Origin of the sequence: Hujiaoplasma nucleasis, assembly GCF_013745115.1 — a bacterium.
In the GTDB taxonomy this organism is placed as follows: Bacteria; Bacillota_I; Bacilli_A; order Izemoplasmatales; family Hujiaoplasmataceae; genus Hujiaoplasma; species Hujiaoplasma nucleasis.
This window is the reverse complement of record NZ_CP051151.1, coordinates 1,140,187-1,155,218: the sequence shown is the minus strand read 5'-3', so window position 1 is coordinate 1,155,218 and position 15,032 is coordinate 1,140,187. Positions and strand designations below refer to the sequence as shown.

Below are 15,032 nucleotides of genomic sequence, written 5' to 3'. Positions count from 1 at the left end.
AATGAGACAAGTAGGTGATGATATGAAAGGGAAATTTATTACTTTTGAAGGAACTGAAGGTTCTGGAAAAACTTCAGTTATAAAAAAGGTAAAAATAGAATTAGAGAACTTAGGATATAAAGTTTTAACCACTAGAGAACCTGGAGGTATTAAAATTTCTGAACAAATTCGTTCAATCCTTTTAGATAAAGAAAATCAAGAAATGGATTCTAAAACTGAAGCTTTATTATTTGCGGCATCTAGGAGACAACATTTGGTTGAAATCATAATACCGGCTTTAAAAAATGGTTACGTGGTCTTATGCGATCGTTTTGTAGATAGCTCTTTGATTTATCAAGGTATAGCTAGGGAAATTGGAATTGATCAAGTCTATGATATTAATTATTTCGCTATTGAAGATGCCTTGCCTGATTTAACTATATTTGTTGATGTAAGACCAGAAGTTGGGCTAGAAAGAGTATTCTCAACTCCGGGTAGAGAAGTCAATCGTTTGGATTTAGAAGATTTGGATTTCCATCAAAAAATCTATCAAGGTTATTTAGGATTAGTTCAAAAATATGATAGAATAAAATGTGTGAATGGAGAACAATCACTTGATAAAGTGGTTGAAGATACTATAGAACTCATAAAATTAATACTCTAGGAGGATTCTATGATTTATAAGTCATGGTTAGATTTGTCTAAAGAACAAATGGTTGTTTCTCGTTTGTTACAAAATCATATAAAATTAAATCGTTTAAACCATGCTTATATCTTTGAAGGGGTTAAAGGCACTAAAAAACTGGAGACAGCCTTATTCTTTACCAAAGCAATGATGTGTCAAAACAAGGATGATGAATTGAATCCTTGTAATCAGTGTCATGAATGTTTAAGAGTGGATCATTTAACCCATCCTAATTTATTTATTGTTGAACCAGACGGACAAATGATAAAAAAAGAACAAATCAAACAATTGATTGATGAGTTCTCAAAAACTTCATTAGAATCTGGCCCAAGGGTAAATATCATACAAGAAGCTGATAAATTTAATTTATCTTCTGCCAATGCCTTGTTAAAAACTATGGAAGAACCTGGAGAAGATATTTATCAAATCATGATTACCGAGAATATTCAATCTCTATTACCAACCATACGTTCTCGAGGAGAACTTATCCATTTTAAAGAGTTAGATCGTAAACTTATTAGACAAAAACTTCAAGAAATGGAAATTTTATCATCATATGCCAATCCTATCAGTCAATATACTTCAGATATTGATGCGGCTATAGAGATTGCTAAAGATGATTTAATGATAGAAATCATTGACTTAGTGATTAGTATCTATGAGGCTTTTTTGGATTCAAAAAAATCAGCTGTAATTACTTTTTTAGAAACTAGCGGGAAAGTATTATCAGACCAATCTAGAACAGAGTTCTTTTTAGATTTTATGATTCTTTTTCAAAAAGATATAATACAAAAGATGTTAAAAAATGAAAATATTTGTTTTTTAAATCATCATATTATGATTGAAAAACTAGCAAAAAAAATAAATTTGGTTCTTGCTAAAGAACAACTTGAACAAATGCTTGAATTATCAAAAAGAATTAAGTACAATATCAATTTACCTTTAGCTTTAAATCAGTTAATACTTGTACTAGAAAGAGGTTATAAAAATGCTTTATAAAGCAGTTGCTATACAATTTAATTATTTAGGAAAAAAATATTATTTTTCTACCAATAATTTAGAATTAAAAAGAAAAGACTATGTCATCGTAGATACAGTAAGAGGTCTAGAACTTGGTGAAGTTATCTCAGATGTAATTGAACTTAGAGAAGATGAGTTGGTTTCACCCTTAAAACCTATTTTAAGATTAGCGAGTCCTGAAGACATTGAAAAATTTAAAATCAATATCAGCGATCAAGAAAGAATTAAAGAAGTTACTAAAGATTTAATCTTAAAACATCGTTTAGATATGAAATTGTTAAATTCAGAATATACTTTAGATCGTTCAAAATTAATTATTTATTTTACCTCTGAAGGTAGGGTTGATTTTAGAGAACTTGTCAAAGACTTAGCCAATGAGTTCCATGTTCGTATTGAGTTGCGTCAGGTCGGCGCTAGAGACGGCGCTAAGGTTATTGGGGGTATTGGACCGTGCGGGAGACAAACCTGCTGTACAACCTTTTTAAGAGAGTTTGAACCCGTATCCATAAAAATGGCTAAAACTCAAAATTTATCTTTAAATCCAGCAAATATATCTGGATTATGCGGTAAGCTTTTATGCTGTATACGTTATGAAAACGAAAATTATAAAAACTTTAAAGCTGAAACACCAAACATTAATTCTTTGGTATGGACTCAAGATGGTCAAGGAAAAGTTACCAAGATTAATTATAGTGAACAATCAGTGACAGTTCATTTCGGTGGGGATGAGTATAAGACATATCATATGAATGATGTTGCTCAAAATAAAGAAGATTTAGATATCGAAAATCAATTGTCTGACTTAGAGGATTAAGATGAGTAATTTACATATCCATGATTTGTTAGCTTATGATGGATTAAAAATCATCCAAAAAGATGATTTATTTAAGTTTTCATTAGATTCTTTACTCTTAGGTGATTTTGTTAATATCAATCCTCGTGTGAAAAATATCATTGATCTAGGTTGTGGATTAGGTCCTGTATCTTTTTATATGTCCTTAAAGACAAAGGCCAAAATTATTGGTGTTGATATTCAAGAAGAAGTTATTCATTTAGCTAGAGAATCTGCTAAATTAAATCATTTAGAAACGCAAGTTTCTTTTCTTCATGAGGATATTAAAGATGTTTATAAACATTTTGAAACCAATCAATTTGATATTGTGGTTTGTAATCCGCCGTTTTATAAGTCAAAAGATAGTAAACAACACAATGATTTAGCTTCATTGTCTATAGCAAGACATGAGGTCATGTTAAATTTAAGTGATTTATTTGATGCTGGTAAACGTTTGTTAAAACAAGGTGGTATCTTGTATTTTATCCATCGTGTTGAACGCATGGATGAAATTATTATTGAAATGAACAAGCATCATTTTGTAGCGAAAAGAATTCGGTTTGTTTATACATTAGCTCACAAAGAAGCCAAGATGTTATTGGTTGAAGCTAGATATAATGGTTCTATGGGGTCTTTAATCATTGAACAACCATTATATATTCACGATGAAAACAACCAGTATACTGATGAGGTATTGAGAATATTTCATCTAGGAGATGAAAATTATGAAAAGACATCATCATTATAAAAATAATAAAGCAACCTTATATTTAATACCTACACCCATAGGTAATTTAGAAGACATTACCTTAAGGGCTTTAAGGCTTTTAAAAGAAGTTGATATTGTGTTTGCGGAAGATACCAGAAATACAAGAAAATTATTTTCTCATTATAATATCCAAACCAAGTTAGATTCATATCATGATTTTAATGAAGAATCAAAAATGGGCATTTTATTAGATTACTTAGATCAAGGTAAAAACATTGGTTTGGTCAGTGATGCGGGTATGCCATTGATATCCGATCCCGGTTATCATTTGGTTCAAAAAGTCATAGAAAAAGATTATAATGTTGTTTCTTTACCAGGGGCTAATGCTTTATTAACGGCTTTAACCATGTCTGGATTAAAAACACAACCCTTTGTGTTTTTAGGTTTTTTAGATGCTAAAGCTAAGAAAAGAATAGACATGATTCAAAGCGTAAAATATTATCCTGAAACTTTAATCTTTTATGAATCTATTCATAGGATCAAAGATTCTTTAAAAGATTTATTTAACGAATTAGGAGATCGTCACTTTGTCATCGCACGAGAAATTTCTAAATCTTTTGAAGAAGTGATTTATGGTCAATTATCTGAATATATTCAAATTGATGATTTAAAGGGTGAACTTGTATTAATGGTTGAAGGTTATCAAGACCAAGAAATTAAAGATGGTTTAAGTATTGTCGAACAAGTCGATTACTTCATCCTACAAGGTTTTAAGAAAACAGAGGCTATGAAGAAAGTATCTTTGATGACCCATATACCTAAAAATAAAATTTATCAAGAATATTTACAAAGTAAAATTGAGGAGGAATAAAATGAAACTAGCATGTTTATTGGCTGATGGTTTTGAAGATGTTGAAGCTTTAGCAACCAGTGCCTTGTTAAGAAGAGCTAAGTTTACAGTTGATTTTTACTCAGTTTACAATCAAGAAAAAGTGACAGGAGCTTACCATACTGTTGTGACTGACTTACTAAAGATAAAAGATTTAAATCCTGATGACTATGATGGTTTATTGATCCCTGGTGGAAGAGCTGCTTTTAAAATAAGAGATGAACAAAGTGTTAAAGATATAGCACGTGCCTTTCATCAAAAAGACAAGTGGATGTTTGCTATTTGTGCAGCACCAACTGTTTTTGGTTTGCTAGGTTTGTTAGATGGAAAGAAATACATCTCTTTCCCTGGAACAGAAAAAGAGATGGGTCAAGCTATTAGAGTCAACGAAAAAGCTGTAAGAGATGAACAATTTATTACGGGTCGAAGTGCAGGCTCAGTTTATGATTTTGTCTTTAAAATTATTGAGACAATTCAAGGACCTGATGCTTTACAAAAATTCAAAGAAAATATTGTGTATTAGAGGTGAATGATTTGAAAACATTTTATATTACAACGCCGATTTACTATCCTAGTGGTAAATACCATATAGGTTCTGCTTATACAACTTGTTTATGTGATTCAGTTAAGAAATATAAAATCTTAAAGGGATTTGATGCTAGATTCTTAACTGGTAACGATGAACACGGACAAAAAATGGCTGAAACAGCCCTTAAAAATAATAAAACACCACAAGAACATGTAGATTATATGGCTGAATTATCAAAAGACTTGTGGAAAACATTAAAGATTGATTATGATGACTTTATTAGAACAACTGAAGATAGACACGAAAACGTTGTTCAAAGTATTTTTGAACAATTATTAGCACAAGATGATATTTATTTAGGTGAGTACTCTGGTCATTATTGCGTTTCTTGTGAAGCATACTTTACTGAAACCCAATTATTGGATGGAAATATTTGTCCTGATTGTGGTAAAGAAACAAAAATATTAAAAGAAGAAACATATTTTTTAAGATTATCTAAGTACGCAGATAGATTATTAAAATATATTGATGAACATCCTGGTTTTATAGTACCTGAATCAAGAAAGAATGAAGTTGTTCAATTTATTAAATCAGGACTTAATGATTTATCTGTATCTCGAACAGCTTTTGATTGGGGTGTTAAGGTAAAATCAAATCCTAAACATGTGGTATATGTTTGGATTGATGCTTTAAGTAATTATATTACTGCTTTAGGATATGGATCTAAAAATGATGATTTATTTAAAAAGTATTGGCTTGATGGTGATGAAGTTGTTCACGTTGTAGGAAAAGATATTTTAAGATTTCACGCTATCTATTGGCCGATTATGTTAATGGCCTTGGATATTCCTATTAAATTTAGGTTGTTTGCCCATGGTTGGTATTTGATGAAAGATGGTAAAATGTCTAAGTCTAAAGGCAATGTGATTTATCCTGAACAATTAGTTCAAGTTTATGGTTTAGATGCTTTTAGATATTATATTGTTAGAGAATTAACCTATGGTCATGATGGAGAGTTTACGCCTGAAGATTATATTAAACGTATCAATACTGATTTAGTAAATGATTATGGTAATCTAGTTTCTCGTAGTGTTTCAATGGTTAATAAATATTTTGGGGGTTCTGTTAAGAAAACAAAACACCAACATGATTATCGTGAATTTGAACTAGACTTGCAAGAAACTGCAAATAAAGCATTTAGTCGTTATCAAGAAGCTATGGATGACTTTAAAATTTCTGAAGCTATCTCTGAAATTTCTGCTTTAGTTAAAAGAACCAATAAGTTAATTGATGATACATTCCCTTGGGAACTTGCGAAAAACGAAGACCTAAAGGATGTCTTAGAATCCGTGATGTATCATTTGTTAGAAGGCATACGCTTAATTACTATTATGTATCAACCTTTTCTCATCGAATCAACCCCTAAGGTTTTTGAGGATATTCAAGTTGAAGAAGCATATCAAAGATTTTCTTCTTATGACTTTGGACAAAAACAAACTTACCATGTAAAAGAAAAAATCGAACACTTATTCCCAAGACTTGATCTTGAAAAGGAAAGTGAACTTATTAAAAAAATGATGGAAGAAAATGCTCCTAAAGAAGAATCAAAGAAAGTTTTTCAAATGAAAGATGATATTGAATATGATGATTTTTCTAAATTAGATTTAGTGGTTGGCCATATAGAAGATGCATCAGCTCACCCAAATGCTGATAAGTTATTGGTCTTTAAAGTGAATACTGGTGACAGGGTGAGGACGATTGTGTCTGGGATTGCTAAATTCTACAAAGCAGAAGATTTAATTGGTAAAATGGTCATGGTTGTGGCTAATTTAAAACCGGTTAAATTAAGAGGAATATTAAGTGAAGGAATGATTTTAAGCGCTGAAACAGGGGATAAATTGCTTAAGGTTATTGAACTTGACCAAAGTTTAGAAGCTGGAGATAAAATAAGTTAGAGACCAAGAATAAATTGTTGACTTAATTAAACCTAAGTGATATTATATTAAAGGTACATTTTTATTTTATATAACCCACTAGCTCTTTAAATATCTTAAGGAGGTATAAAATGAAAACTTTTATGGCAAATGCTAATACAATTGAACGTAAATGGTTCGTTGTTGATGCAGCTGGGAAAACATTAGGTCGTTTAGCAACTGAGGTTGCTACTGTATTGAGAGGGAAACATAAACCAACATTTACACCACATGTAGATTGCGGAGATTATGTTATTATCATTAATGCAAGTAAAATTGTTTTAACTGGTAATAAATGGAGTGATAAAAAATATTACACTCACTCAACATACAATGGTGGTTTAAAAACCAACACGGCTAAAACTTTAATGGAGAAAAAACCAACTAAAATGGTTGAATTAGCTGTTAAAGGTATGTTACCAAAAGGAAGACTAGGAAGACAAATGTATAAAAAATTATTCGTTTTTGCAGGCGAAGACCACAACAAACAGGCTCAAAAGCCTGAAATGATGGAAGTGAGAGGATAATATGGCTAACAATGTAATGTATCGCGGAACAGGTAGAAGAAAATCATCTGTAGCACGCGTCATATTAAGACCAGGTGAAGGAAAAATCATGATTAACAATCGTGGATTTGAAGAATATATTCCTTCAGCTTTAGCAAGATTAGACGTATCACAACCTTTAGTTTTAACTGCAAACGAAAATACATTTGATATCACAGTCAATGTCAATGGTGGGGGAATCATCGGTCAAGCTGGAGCAATCCGTTTAGGGATTACTAGAGCTTTACTAGAAGTGAACCCAGACTATAGAAAAATCCTAAAACCAGCTGGATTAATTACCAGAGATCCTCGTGTCAAAGAACGTAAAAAATACGGTCTTAAAAAAGCACGTCGTTCACCACAATTCAGTAAACGTTAAGAAAATGCCAAATACAAAAAACACAGGCCTCCACAACCTGTGTTTTTTTTGTCTTTATATTTTAAATTAAGTATATATTTGATATAATTAAAGTAGAGGTGATTGGTATGTGTTTTTTTAAAAAGTGGAGAGAGAAAAGAAAAGCTAAGAAATTAGCAAATGAATCAAAGAATAATGTAATGACTTCAAATTCAAATGACACCTTGGAAACTGCTATAAATAAGGAATTATCTAAACAAGAACATCAAAGCGAGAACACAAAAACACCTGTAGAAAAAGAGACTGTTGAAAAATTAAAGATTCGACCTTTTAGTAAACCTAAGGTCTCTAACCAAGAAGAAATAGAGTGGCCAAAAAAAGAAGTTATTCTTGAAGACAAACAAGAAACGACTAATAATGACCAAGTAGATAAAGATGAATTAGAAGATGTTTTAGTTGATGAACAAGATACTGAAGAAGAAAAATTAGTTGAAGAGTTAAAATCTAAGAAAAGCCCCGAACATCATTCTAGAAAATATCAAGGAAAGTATGAAGTCTATCCAGAATCTAAATCATATAAGTTTAGACTCAAAGCATCTAATGGTGAAATTTTATGTGTTTCTTTTAGATATTCTTCTGAAAAAGGTGCTTTATCTGGCATAGAAACCTTTAAAAAGAATGTTGAAGAAGGTTTGTTTAAAATCATGACAGACAAAAATAGTTTTTCTCAATTTCATTTATACAATACCAATGGTGCTAGAGTCATCATGGTCGGTGAAATGTATCAATCTGTCTCTAAGGCTAATTCAGCAGTGGATTCTGTTAAGAAATTTTATGATACAGATAAGATTGATATCTTAGATGAAGTCCCAAAATCTGAAATTAGAGAAGAGGATATTGAATTTGAAAGTGTTGAAGAATCCAACATGGGTAAGTATGAAATTTTAAAGGAAAATGATTTTTATTATTTAAGACTTAGGGCTTCTAATTCGCAAATTCTCTTTACTTCTCAAGGCTATTCAAGTAAGTCTTCAGCAAAATCAGGTTTAAAAACCATCCAAAAAGCTATTCAAGATAAAAATTTTACAGTGGCTAAAGATAAACAAAATCGTTATCAATTCAATTTATATTCAGCAACTGGACAGATATTGGTCACTGGTGAAACTTATTCACAAAAATCAAATTCTATATCAGCTGTGCATTCAGTTTTAAAATTCGGTTTAAAGGCAGTTATAACTGAAGCATAAAGAATAACCACTGCAAAGTGGTTTGTTTTTTAGATACTTAGAGGTTTATTATGAAAAGAATATTTGCAATATTTGCATTAGGTGTTTTCGCAGCTTTCGTTTACACTATTTCAGCCATGCAATACAATTATATTAATAATGTCATTCGTATATTTTCCGGAAACGTATTTGGTTTCATTGTTTCTGGTTTTTTAGGATTAATAGCCATCATTATTTTAGTTAGGGTTTTACTAAAAGAAGATTATGCATACAATAAGAGTTATTGGTTATTAATTATAGTATTAAATCCTATTTTAGGAATGATTCTTTATGGTATCTTCGCTCGTGACTTTCACTTAAGAAAATTTCCGAAGACAAGACCCTTAATTGCCCATAAGGCATTTTTAGCTTATGAGCAGAAATTAAAAGAGGATATATCTAGATATCCTTATCATGAGGTTTTTGAATTTATAGAAAACCATACTTCAAGGACGATTTATAAAGACAATACATCAGTTTTATTGTTAAATAATGGAGACCAATTTTTTCCTAAATTAGCTGAAGAAATTAATAAGGCCAAAGATTTTATTTTTATGGAATTTTATATTTTAAAAACCGATAATATAGGTAAGAAAATTTTGAATTTATTGGCTAAAAAAGTTCAAGAAAATGTAAAAGTCTATGTATTATATGATCATTTTGGTTCCAATAAACATATTGATTATAAGTACTTAGATGATTTGCATAAACAAGGCATTGTATTTTCTGTTTTTGACCCTCAAACTTTGTCTGTTTTTAACTCAAACTTAAATTTTAGAAACCATAGAAAAGTAACCGTTATAGATGGTAAAGTTGGCTTTATTGGTGGTATGAACTTAGGAGATGAATATAACCATCAATCTAAGAAATTTGGTTTTTGGAGAGATACGCAAATTATGTTAGAAGGTCAAGGAGTATTAGGTCTTTATAATGTCTTTATCAAAGATTGGTATTATGTAAACAATCATGTTTTAGACCTATATCGTTCGCCTGATAAAGTAGTGGATAATGGATTATTATCAGTGATTGAATCAGGGCCAGACTTTGAATCTGGTTTAATTAAACATGTATATTTGAAAATGATAACTGAAGCAAAGAAATCAATTAAATTAACCACACCCTATCTCATTCTTGAACCTGAAATTATGGCTGCTTTAAAAGTAGCTGCACATTCAGGTGTTAGGATTCAATTAATGGTTCCTGGCAAACATGATTATATAGCTGTGGGTTATGCGACCAAATCTTATTATGAACCCTTATTAAAAATGAATGTAGAAATTTATGAATATGAAGATAAATTTATTCATGCAAAAACATTGATGATTGATGATGCTTTAGCTTCAGTAGGTACCGTGAACATTGATCCTAGAAGTTTGAATTTAAATTTTGAAGCAACAGCTGTTTTTGTCAATAGAACCGTTGATGATTTGGTAAAGACATTTAATGAAGATTTATTAATATCAAAAAGAATAACGAAAGAAGAATGGCGTAAAAGAGGGATATTCACAAGAATTGCTCAAGGTTGGTTTAACCTCTTTAGTCCAATGTTTTAAGGAGAGATTAAGTGGATAGATTAGAAATTTTAATGTTGATTTGCATAGGTTTAATCCTTGTCTTGATAGTTTTAGAACTCTATTTTATTGTTAGAAAACATAAAGAAAAGGACATGCTTGATGATTCATTTGTTAAAGAAGTAAGACTTTTAGAAAACAACTTAAAAACAGAGATGACACAGTCCATCTTATCTTTTAATAATGAAGTTAATAAACAATTATTAAATGTTTCTGATTTATCTAGCAAAAATATAACGGATTTTAGAATTCGTGTTAACCAACAACTGAATGATTTTCAAGAAAAGATATCTGATAAGTTTAATTTGGAATTTAAGACTTTAACTGAAAGTTTTCACCATCAAATGCAAAATGTGAATCAAAAAGTTGAAGAAAGATTAAACCAGGGTTTTAAAGATACCAATGAAACCTTTATTAATATTGTTAAAAGAGTTGAAGTTATTGATGAAGCTCAAAAGAATATTAAAGCCTTATCTGAAGAGATGGTTTCTTTACAAAATATACTTTCTAACAATCAATCTAGAGGAGCTTACGGGGAATATCAGTTAAACCAATTGTTGTATTCTATTTATGGTGATAATAACAAAATGTATCAAACCCAATATGCCATTAATGATGATCAAAAATCATTAAGAGTTGATGCGGTTATTTTTATGCCTAAGCCCAACAGTATCATTCCGATTGATTCTAAATTTCCTTTTTCAGCTTATTCAAAATTATTTGATAATGAGGGTCTAACAAAGGAAGAAGAAAACTCCATTATTTCTCAATTCGCTAGAGAGGTAAAAAAACATATTACTGATATTGCTAATAAATATATTTTACCGCCAAAAACAACGGATTATGCCTTAATGTTTGTACCTAGCGATGGTATTTTATCCTTGTTACATTCTAAATCACCACAAGTCATTGATTACGCTAGAGAGAAATCAGTGACCATTGTATCACCAACAACAATCATTCCCTTATTATCTTCCTTTAAAGCTTTTGTGATTGATCATCAAAGATCAGAAAATATGGAAAAGATCAATCAAGAGTTATTAAAACTTGGAAAAGACTTTAAGATTTTTGGGCAAGAATGGTCAAAATTATCTAGGACCATTCAAACCATAAAAAAAGATTCTGATCTCTTAGATAGTCGGGTTGAACGTATAAGTTCTAAGTTTGATAGCATCCAGGATGTGTCCATGATTGATGAGGGTTCTAAGCAAGAAGATGGCCCTAATTAGCAAATAAAATTTGCAAATTTATTTATATAATTGTATAATAAACTTGCAACAAATAAGTAAAGGAGATTTATATGAACGGAACAGTAAAATGGTTTAACGCAGAAAAAGGTTATGGTTTCATCACTGATGAAGAAGGAAATGACATTTTTGCACATTACTCAGCAATCCAAGGCGATGGGTACAAATCTTTAGAAAACGGCCAAGAAGTAACTTTCGATGTTGTTGATGGAGATAGAGGACCTCAAGCTGCCAATATAGTGAAATTATAGAAATTAAACTGTAAGTTAAACAAAGTACAAACAAAAAGACCACAGTCGTGGTTTTTTTATTTGGATTGAAGAGGCTTGAAAAACATAGTTTTTTCAAATATAATGAAGTGTGATAGTGAGGTAATGATGAAAATATATAATTCTTATACAGATCAATTAGAAATTTTTAAAACAATTCATGATAATCAGTTGAATATCTATGTTTGTGGTCCTACTGTTTATAATTACATTCATATAGGGAATGCTAGACCAGTGGTTTTTTTTGACACGGTTAGACGGTTTTTTGAAGCTAAAAATTACCGGGTCAAATTTGTTTCTAACTTTACCGATGTTGATGATAAAATTATTCAAAAAGCTATTGAAGAAGGTAAAGATGAATTCATCATTAGCCAACATTATATTAAAGCTTTTTTAAATGACGTAGAATCTTTAAATTGCTTAAGTGATTATATTAAACCTAAAGTAACTCAGTATATGGACCATATCATAGATTATATTCAAATGTTAATAGACAAGGATTATGCCTATAAGGTTCATGGGGATGTCTATTTTAGGGTTGAAAAAATAAAAGATTACGGTAGATTAAGTAAACAAGAAGTTAACGACTTAAAAAGTGGATCAAGAATAGATGTCAATCCAGATAAAGAAAGTCCTTTAGATTTTACCTTATGGAAAAAAACAGATGAAGGCTTGAAATTTGAATCGCCTTTTTCAACAGGAAGACCAGGTTGGCATACTGAGTGTGTCGCCATGATCGATGATATTTTTGGTGAAAAAATAGATATCCATGGTGGGGGATCTGATTTAAAATTTCCACACCATGAAAACGAAATTGCTCAGTCTCTAGCTTTAAATAACCACAGATTAGCAAATTATTGGATGCATAATGGTAGGGTTTCTATCAAAGATACTAAAATGTCTAAGAGTATTGGTAATGTTATATTGGTTAAAGATGTAGATAATAAAATGGCACTTAGATATTTTTTATTAAGCACTCATTATCGTTCACCCTTGAATTATGATGAAGAAGGATTCCAAATGTATGTTAAAGAATTTGAAAAACTAGAATCAACCATGAAAGTCTTATTTAGAAAAGTTGATTTGTTGGGTCAAGTTCAAGAAGTGAAAATTACAGACCAAGAAATAGAAAAATTAATGAATGATTTTATTTCTTCTCTAGAAGATGATTTTAATACCGCCAATGCAATTACTGCCTTACAAGCACTAACAAAATTAATTAATATTCAAGTCAGACAAAATAAAACAAGTGATGAATATAATCAACTCTTATCTGCCATTAGATATATGACCTCTATCTTAGGTTTAAAAGTTGAACTGAAAGCCATGACTGATGAAGAAAGACAAATTTATCGAGATTGGACTCAAGCGAGAAAAAACAAAGATTTTGACCAAGCCGATATTCTAAGAGATCAACTTTTAGAAAGAGGAATTTTATGATTTTGTACAATGGTCTAACTTTGGCTTATTTAGGAGATGCAATATATGAGTTATCAATACGTAACTATTTATTGTCAGAAGGATTGACTAAGGTCAATGATCTTCATCAAGCTTGTATACAATATACTAAAAGTCAATCGCAATCTCATGTGGTTTTACAAATGTTGGATGGGTTCTTAAGTGAAGAAGAAATCGCTATTTATAAGCGAGGTAGAAATCAATCTAGCACCCATAAACCAAAGAACACAGATATTCAAACATATAACCAATCCACTGGGTTTGAAGCAGTGATTGGCTATTTGTATTTAGATCATAAAAAGGATAGAATGCAAGAGATTATTGATAAATCTATAGAGATTATCAATCAAGAGGTTAGAAAATAAGTGATATTTTTCAAAAATAATTTTATAGAATTATGTTATGATGGTAGAAAGGAAGTGGCTAATGTCTTTATTAATCTATGGTAGAAATACCTGTCTAGAAGTATTAAAAACACAAAGAAAGATTTTCAATGCTTTTATTATGGAAGATTCTAATCAAGATATCTTTCATCATGTAAAAAGACATCAAATTCCTTATGAAATCATGTCTAAACATGATTTTAAAAAGAAATTTCTTGGTAACCATCAAGGAGTTATCTTAGAAGTAGAAGATTACAAGACTTATGAACTTAATGAATTCCTTGATACCTTAGATTTAAAAACAAATCCCTTTTTAATCATGTTAGACCAAATTACTGATGACCATAATTTAGGCGCTATCATTCGTTCTTGTGAAGCTGGTGGTGTACAAGGGGTTATTATTCCTAAGAATAGGTCAGCTAAAATAAGTGGCACTGTAGCTAAGATTAGTTCCGGGGCCATAGAACATGTAAATATTATCGAAGTCACCAACTTAAGTAATGCTATTAAAATTTTAAAGGATTCTGGTTTTTGGACAGTAGGTACTGATTTAAACACAGATAAATCTTATCAAGACATTATTGTTGATGTACCCCTATGTTTAGTCATAGGCTCTGAAGGTAAGGGTATATCTAGAATTGTAAAAAGCAATGTGGATTATAATGTTAAAATTGATATGGTAGGTAAAATTAATTCTTTAAATGCTTCTGTCAGTGCTGGTATCTTAATTTTTGATATATTAAGAAGGAAGACAATGAAATAAATGAATTTTCGCGATTATAATGATTTTGAAATTATTAAACTCATTAAAGAGGGTGATGATGAAGCCTTCCAATTAATGGTTTATAAGTACAAATTCTTTATTGCGAAAAAAATCAAACAATTCAACCTAGTATATGATTTTGATGATTGTTATCAAGAAGCTTTAATTTTACTGCATAAATCAGTCATTAAATTTGATGAAAACTATAATAAAACTTTTACAAGATTTTTTGAGTTAAATTTAATTAATTACTATATTTCATATAAAAAGAAGAAAAATAATTATTTTCAGTTGGTACAAGAGACCTTGCCAGCTAAAACTTTATCTGTCTTTGAAGAAGCTAAAGTTTTTAATTATTTGGATGATGAAATTCATAGGGCTATTAATGAGTTATCTGATTTTGAAAAACAGGTTTATCAGATCAAGGTTATTGGACTGAAAACAGTGCGAGAAACTGCTCAAGAATTAAAAACGAATGAAAAACGAATTTATAATGCTTTAGATAGAATCAAGAAAAAAATTAAAATACACTTAATACGATGATTTTCTTGACAATT

The 15,032-nt window shown here is 30.3% G+C and carries 17 protein-coding genes; all 17 read left to right on the top strand.

What is annotated here, in order from left to right; genetic code table 11:
• The first annotated feature begins 22 nt into the window (after positions 1-22).
• Positions 23-643, top strand: coding sequence for a dTMP kinase (tmk, locus tag HF295_RS05415; protein WP_376739687.1), 621 nt, complete (start codon positions 23-25; stop codon positions 641-643).
• A 9-nt stretch (positions 644-652) separates the two neighbouring features.
• Complete coding sequence (locus HF295_RS05410) at positions 653-1,663, top strand: DNA polymerase III delta subunit-related protein (RefSeq protein WP_312031161.1); 1,011 nt, start codon at positions 653-655, stop codon at positions 1,661-1,663.
• Positions 1,653-2,498 carry a PSP1 domain-containing protein gene (locus HF295_RS05405; protein ID WP_312031160.1) on the top strand — a complete coding sequence of 282 codons (846 nt, stop codon included), beginning with the start codon at positions 1,653-1,655 and terminating at the stop codon, positions 2,496-2,498. Before HF295_RS05410 ends, HF295_RS05405 begins: the two co-directional genes overlap by 11 nt.
• Position 2,499: 1 nt before the next feature.
• On the top strand, positions 2,500-3,264 hold the full coding sequence (locus tag HF295_RS05400; RefSeq protein WP_312031159.1) for a tRNA1(Val) (adenine(37)-N6)-methyltransferase: 765 nt from the start codon (positions 2,500-2,502) through the stop codon (positions 3,262-3,264).
• Positions 3,242-4,096: a 16S rRNA (cytidine(1402)-2'-O)-methyltransferase gene (gene rsmI / locus HF295_RS05395; protein ID WP_312031158.1), complete on the top strand. Its 855-nt coding sequence runs from the start codon at positions 3,242-3,244 to the stop codon at positions 4,094-4,096. The genes HF295_RS05400 and rsmI overlap by 23 nt, the downstream gene beginning before the upstream one ends.
• 1 nt (position 4,097) lies before the next feature.
• On the top strand, positions 4,098-4,637 hold the full coding sequence (locus HF295_RS05390; protein WP_312031157.1) for a DJ-1/PfpI family protein: 540 nt from the start codon (positions 4,098-4,100) through the stop codon (positions 4,635-4,637).
• Positions 4,638-4,639: 2 nt separating this feature from the next.
• A complete protein-coding gene (gene metG, locus HF295_RS05385; protein ID WP_376739664.1) occupies positions 4,640-6,598 on the top strand; it encodes a methionine--tRNA ligase in 1,959 nt (652 codons plus the stop codon).
• A gap of 110 nt (positions 6,599-6,708) precedes the next feature.
• The gene (rplM, locus tag HF295_RS05380; protein WP_312031154.1) at positions 6,709-7,143 is read left to right on the top strand and encodes a 50S ribosomal protein L13; all 435 of its coding nucleotides are present in this window, start codon (positions 6,709-6,711) and stop codon (positions 7,141-7,143) included.
• Between the two features lies 1 nt (position 7,144).
• A complete protein-coding gene (gene rpsI, locus HF295_RS05375; protein WP_312031152.1) occupies positions 7,145-7,540 on the top strand; it encodes a 30S ribosomal protein S9 in 396 nt (131 codons plus the stop codon).
• Between the two features lie 107 nt (positions 7,541-7,647).
• Positions 7,648-8,766, top strand: coding sequence for a DUF1508 domain-containing protein (locus tag HF295_RS05370; protein ID WP_312031151.1), 1,119 nt, complete (start codon positions 7,648-7,650; stop codon positions 8,764-8,766).
• 50 nt (positions 8,767-8,816) lie between these two features.
• Positions 8,817-10,337: a cardiolipin synthase gene (gene cls, locus HF295_RS05365; protein ID WP_312031149.1), complete on the top strand. Its 1,521-nt coding sequence runs from the start codon at positions 8,817-8,819 to the stop codon at positions 10,335-10,337.
• Between the two features lie 11 nt (positions 10,338-10,348).
• Positions 10,349-11,584, top strand: a complete 1,236-nt coding sequence (locus HF295_RS05360) for a DNA recombination protein RmuC (RefSeq protein ID WP_312031148.1) — start codon at positions 10,349-10,351, stop codon at positions 11,582-11,584.
• Positions 11,585-11,655: 71 nt separating this feature from the next.
• Positions 11,656-11,853, top strand: coding sequence for a cold shock domain-containing protein (locus tag HF295_RS05355; RefSeq protein WP_312031147.1), 198 nt, complete (start codon positions 11,656-11,658; stop codon positions 11,851-11,853).
• A 126-nt stretch (positions 11,854-11,979) separates the two neighbouring features.
• A complete protein-coding gene (gene cysS, locus HF295_RS05350) occupies positions 11,980-13,311 on the top strand; it encodes a cysteine--tRNA ligase (protein ID WP_312031146.1) in 1,332 nt (443 codons plus the stop codon).
• The gene (locus HF295_RS05345) at positions 13,308-13,694 is read left to right on the top strand and encodes a Mini-ribonuclease 3 (RefSeq protein ID WP_312031145.1); all 387 of its coding nucleotides are present in this window, start codon (positions 13,308-13,310) and stop codon (positions 13,692-13,694) included. The genes cysS and HF295_RS05345 overlap by 4 nt, the downstream gene beginning before the upstream one ends.
• A 61-nt stretch (positions 13,695-13,755) precedes the next feature.
• Positions 13,756-14,475 carry a 23S rRNA (guanosine(2251)-2'-O)-methyltransferase RlmB gene (rlmB, locus tag HF295_RS05340; RefSeq protein ID WP_312031144.1) on the top strand — a complete coding sequence of 240 codons (720 nt, stop codon included), beginning with the start codon at positions 13,756-13,758 and terminating at the stop codon, positions 14,473-14,475.
• On the top strand, positions 14,476-15,018 hold the full coding sequence (locus HF295_RS05335) for a sigma-70 family RNA polymerase sigma factor (protein ID WP_312031143.1): 543 nt from the start codon (positions 14,476-14,478) through the stop codon (positions 15,016-15,018).
• The last annotated feature ends 14 nt before the right edge of the window (positions 15,019-15,032 follow it).

Coding starts and splice junctions, on each gene's coding strand:
- HF295_RS05410 (WP_312031161.1), top strand. CDS start 653: ATGATTTATAAGTCATGGTTAGATTTGTCTAAAGAACAAATGGTTGTT.
- rpsI (WP_312031152.1), top strand. CDS start 7,145: ATGGCTAACAATGTAATGTATCGCGGAACAGGTAGAAGAAAATCATCT.
- rplM (WP_312031154.1), top strand. CDS start 6,709: ATGAAAACTTTTATGGCAAATGCTAATACAATTGAACGTAAATGGTTC.
- HF295_RS05345 (WP_312031145.1), top strand. CDS start 13,308: ATGATTTTGTACAATGGTCTAACTTTGGCTTATTTAGGAGATGCAATA.
- rsmI (WP_312031158.1), top strand. CDS start 3,242: ATGAAAAGACATCATCATTATAAAAATAATAAAGCAACCTTATATTTA.
- HF295_RS05370 (WP_312031151.1), top strand. CDS start 7,648: ATGTGTTTTTTTAAAAAGTGGAGAGAGAAAAGAAAAGCTAAGAAATTA.
- rlmB (WP_312031144.1), top strand. CDS start 13,756: ATGTCTTTATTAATCTATGGTAGAAATACCTGTCTAGAAGTATTAAAA.
- HF295_RS05390 (WP_312031157.1), top strand. CDS start 4,098: ATGAAACTAGCATGTTTATTGGCTGATGGTTTTGAAGATGTTGAAGCT.
- HF295_RS05405 (WP_312031160.1), top strand. CDS start 1,653: ATGCTTTATAAAGCAGTTGCTATACAATTTAATTATTTAGGAAAAAAA.
- tmk (WP_376739687.1), top strand. CDS start 23: ATGAAAGGGAAATTTATTACTTTTGAAGGAACTGAAGGTTCTGGAAAA.
- cls (WP_312031149.1), top strand. CDS start 8,817: ATGAAAAGAATATTTGCAATATTTGCATTAGGTGTTTTCGCAGCTTTC.
- HF295_RS05400 (WP_312031159.1), top strand. CDS start 2,500: ATGAGTAATTTACATATCCATGATTTGTTAGCTTATGATGGATTAAAA.
- HF295_RS05335 (WP_312031143.1), top strand. CDS start 14,476: ATGAATTTTCGCGATTATAATGATTTTGAAATTATTAAACTCATTAAA.
- HF295_RS05355 (WP_312031147.1), top strand. CDS start 11,656: ATGAACGGAACAGTAAAATGGTTTAACGCAGAAAAAGGTTATGGTTTC.
- cysS (WP_312031146.1), top strand. CDS start 11,980: ATGAAAATATATAATTCTTATACAGATCAATTAGAAATTTTTAAAACA.